This is a genomic window from Stenotrophomonas sp. HMWF023 (assembly GCF_003060985.1).
In the GTDB taxonomy this organism is placed as follows: Bacteria; Pseudomonadota; Gammaproteobacteria; order Xanthomonadales; family Xanthomonadaceae; genus Stenotrophomonas; species Stenotrophomonas lactitubi.
Genome location: NZ_QAIJ01000066.1, coordinates 11,759 through 15,082, shown reverse-complemented (window position 1 = coordinate 15,082; position 3,324 = coordinate 11,759). Strand labels below are relative to the sequence as shown.

Sequence of the window (3,324 nt, the reverse complement as noted above, 5' to 3'; positions counted from 1 at the left end):
ACGAAAAAGAAGCACAGTCTAGCCAGACACATGTGACACCACTCGCGGCGGTGCAGCAGGACCACCCACGGGTAGTGCCGGCCGCTGGCCGGCAACCATTCTGCCCTCAGGGTTCGCGGAGTTTGCCGGCCAGCGGCCGGCACTACCCCATCGTGATCAACGATGCCGTATCGGCGTCACGCTCTGTATCCGGCCGTTGTTGCTCATCATGCACAGGAAACGGCCATCGGGATAATCGATGATCAGTTCCTGGTAATCGGTTCCGACCGGTACTTGGGTCACGAGCGTGCCCTGCGCGCCTTTGCTTGCGTTGCACGCACCGAGCGCGGTATCGCCAGCTGGCGCGTTGGCTGCGGCCTTGGACATGTTGCGGAACACTGCGCGGCAACCACCGTTGACCCACACCGAATGCCGCGACAGGCCCCAGTTGCTGCCCTGCTCGCAACGGGTACGGCTGAGCTGGCGCACGATCTCCACAGTGCCGCGCGTGTCCATGTCACAGGACACCTGGCGCTGGCCGGTGGATTCGCAGGTCACTTCCCGTGGCAGTGCCGCATCGTCATCGCGATCCTGATCCCGGTGATGCCTGCCGCCTTCTGCGGCCGCAGGCGTGCCGCCGCTGCTGACCTGGCAGATGCCGTTGGCACCACCGCGCCCGGTGTAGCTGACCTGCGTCGTACTGTCGTCGCCAATGCTGATCGAAAGCGTGGTGCCGCTATTGGCATCGCGCGCCTCAAAATAGCGATCATTGAAGCGCTTGAGTGTGGCCTCGCGGCCCTGCACGTAGACCGGCCCGCCTTCGTCGGCGTGCACGTCGATGCCACCCGGGCAACTGGCGTTGAAGAACGGCACGGCGGCCATCGCCGGTGCTGCGAAGGCGCTGGCGAGCAGCGCGACGGTCAACGACAGGCGGTGGCGGCGCATGGTCGGCTTCCTGGCAGAGGTGTGTGGAGGGCCCAGTATGGAGGCTGCCGGAGTCGCTCTGTCGTGAGGAACATCAAGCCACCGATCACCGGCGGCGGACCGCCGCCAGCGGGCCAGCGCTATCATCGGGGGTATCACACGGACGTCCGGTACACACGCATGACCGCCCTGCCCTTCGACCACGCGCAGCAGCAGCTGCTGGCGCTGCAGCAACGCATCCATGCGTTCAATCTGGACTGCGCGGCCGAGCATGAACTGGACATCCAGGACCCGGCAGACCCGCTGTGGGCAGCGTTGCAGGAACGAGTGATCGTGGCGCCGTTGTACGGTGGCCTGCACGTGGAGTTCTTCGGCAACCCATGGGAGGAGCCGTTCGCGTGGACGCTGGCCTGCCTGTCCGTTCAGCGCGTGGCCGATGCGATCATGTCGCTGTCGTTCACCGGCCCGGACGAAGGGGCCAATGGCACGCGTGAGTGGGAGTTCACCGCGCTGCTGGACAGCGATGTGCGTTTCCCACGCCTTCGCTCGTTGTCGATCTCCCCGACCGAACCGGCCGACCACAACATGTCGCTGGTGCAGCGCGCGGGCACCATCATGGAAGAAGACGGCGAGATCGCCCGCTTCGTTTCCAAGGCGCCGCACCTCAGCGAACTGGTGGTGCCGAATGCACCGGACGCCGCGTTCTTCGAGGTGCCGCTGCCACACCTGCACAGCCTGCATATCGGCGGTGGCTCGGACACCCAGCGCTTCATCGACAACCTCGCCGCAGCACGCAACCTGCCTGCCTTGGGCCTGCTGGATTTCAGCGAATCGACGGAGCTGCAGTTCTCCTGGGCCGACGCGCGCGAGACTGATGCGGTCACGCCTTTCGCGGCCTATGAGCGCTTGTTCGCCAGCGACGCCTTCGATGCGCTGCACACCTTCCGGCTGCGCAACAGCGCGTTGGATGTGGTGCAGCTGCAGACGCTGCAGGCCATGCGTCCACGGCTGTCGTTCATGGTCATCCAGGCAGCAACGGGCGGCTATGTCAGCCATTTCGCCAAGGATGTGTTCCCGTGGCGGCACCTGGTGCCGGGTGATCCGGGGCAGCGTTGATCGGACACGAACAGTGCCAATTCACGCCACCTTCTTCACCTTCTTCGAAGTGGTCTTGCCTGACTTGGCCTTGGGCTTCGCCTTGACTGGCTTGCCGTTGCTGTCGACCGGCACCAGGCTCAGACGGAACCCAAGCGATCTGGCCAGCTTGCTGAGGTTGCCCATGGTTGGGTTTCCTTCTCCACGCAGCATCTTGTAGAGCGTTTCGCGGGCGATTCCCGTAGTGCGTGCAAGATCTGAGATGTTTCGTGCTCTCGCCACGATACCCAGTACGGATGCGATGAAGGCCGAGTCATCGGGAGCCTCTTCCAGCGCGGCTTCGATGAAAAAAGCGATGTCTTCTTCATCGCGCAGGTGTTCAGCAGCGTCCCAATCGTGCAGCTGTACTTTGTTGTTCATGACGATCTGCCTCATCTTCTGTCGCGTATACGCTGCGGCCACTTGGTCAAAGCAGGCTGGCGAGCTTGCGGGCCTGCTCGATGTCGCGTGACTGGCTGTCTTTGTCGCCGCCGCACAGCAGGATGTACGTAATTCCCGCACGCTCCGTGTAATAGATGCGGTATCCCGGGCCAAAGTCGATTTTCAGTTCGGCGATACCGCCGGCGAGCACACGGTGCTTGCCCGGATTACCCACCGCCAGCCGTGTAATGCGTACAGCGATGCGCTGACGGCCCTGCTTGTCACGCAGACCGTTGAGCCAACTGTTGAACTCAGTGGTTGTCTGAATTCTCGCCACATGTCCACTATAATGGACACATGCAACGATCGCAACTCATGTGGGGAACGCCACTGGACTGCTTGCACCGATCGTGGCCAGTGGATGGTGCCGCTTATCCGAATCGAACGGATGACCTACTGTTTACAAGACAGTTGCTCTACCAACTGAGCTAAAGCGGCACGGGGTGAAACGCCGACGGCAGCGCCGTGGTTTGGGAATTCTAGCGCAGTCGCGTGCATTCCAGCGACCGTTGCTGCGCGGCGCCGCTGCGCTGCTGCGCCTGGGCCGGTTCGGCCGCAGCCGCCAGCTGCCCTTCCAGCCACCATTGGCCGGCATCGCCACTGGCGACCAGCCGCGGTTGGAAGCCGGCGGCCTGCACCGCGGCCATGCGCCGTTCGGCGCCCTCGCGGTTGCGGTACTGGCCCAGCGCAATGGCGTTGGTCTCTTCGCCCTGGCTGATGATGTAGTAGTCGCTCAGCCCGGCGGCGACGATGCGCTTGACCGTGGCCTGCGCGTCATCGCGGCTGGCGGCGGCGGGCAGCAGCACGCGGTAACGGGCGCTGCCGCTGGCGGCGGGCTGCTCGCGC

General features: G+C 64.0%; 5 protein-coding genes and 1 tRNA gene. 1 reads left to right on the top strand and 5 read right to left on the bottom strand.

What is annotated here, in order from left to right; translation table 11 throughout:
- Positions 1-156: 156 nt before the first annotated feature.
- Complete coding sequence (locus tag DBR20_RS02730) at positions 157-924, bottom strand: DUF3011 domain-containing protein (RefSeq protein ID WP_108265105.1); 768 nt, start codon at positions 922-924, stop codon at positions 157-159.
- Positions 925-1,083: 159 nt separating this feature from the next.
- Between DBR20_RS02730 and DBR20_RS02725 the strand changes: the two genes are divergently transcribed.
- Positions 1,084-2,019 carry a hypothetical protein gene (locus tag DBR20_RS02725; protein WP_108265104.1) on the top strand — a complete coding sequence of 312 codons (936 nt, stop codon included), beginning with the start codon at positions 1,084-1,086 and terminating at the stop codon, positions 2,017-2,019.
- A 21-nt stretch (positions 2,020-2,040) separates the two neighbouring features.
- Here DBR20_RS02725 and DBR20_RS02720 read toward each other — a convergent pair whose 3' ends face one another.
- From DBR20_RS02720 to DBR20_RS22570, 4 genes are all read right to left on the bottom strand, one after another.
- Entirely contained in the window at positions 2,041-2,418 is a 378-nt protein-coding gene (locus tag DBR20_RS02720) for an addiction module antidote protein (protein ID WP_108265103.1), read from the bottom strand.
- Positions 2,419-2,464: 46 nt separating this feature from the next.
- On the bottom strand, positions 2,465-2,755 hold the full coding sequence (locus tag DBR20_RS02715) for a type II toxin-antitoxin system RelE/ParE family toxin (RefSeq protein ID WP_108265102.1): 291 nt from the start codon (positions 2,753-2,755) through the stop codon (positions 2,465-2,467).
- Positions 2,756-2,840: 85 nt separating this feature from the next.
- Positions 2,841-2,916: transfer RNA gene (locus DBR20_RS02710), tRNA-Thr, on the bottom strand.
- A gap of 41 nt (positions 2,917-2,957) precedes the next feature.
- Positions 2,958-3,324 (bottom strand): SPOR domain-containing protein (locus DBR20_RS22570; RefSeq protein ID WP_343125678.1); only part of this gene is annotated, 367 nt, incomplete at its 5' end.

Excerpts from the sequence above, each read along its gene's own strand:
- DBR20_RS02730 (WP_108265105.1), bottom strand. The coding sequence starts at position 924 with ATGCGCCGCCACCGCCTGTCGTTGACCGTCGCGCTGCTCGCCAGCGCC.
- DBR20_RS02725 (WP_108265104.1), top strand. The coding sequence starts at position 1,084 with ATGACCGCCCTGCCCTTCGACCACGCGCAGCAGCAGCTGCTGGCGCTG.
- DBR20_RS02720 (WP_108265103.1), bottom strand. The coding sequence starts at position 2,418 with ATGAACAACAAAGTACAGCTGCACGATTGGGACGCTGCTGAACACCTG.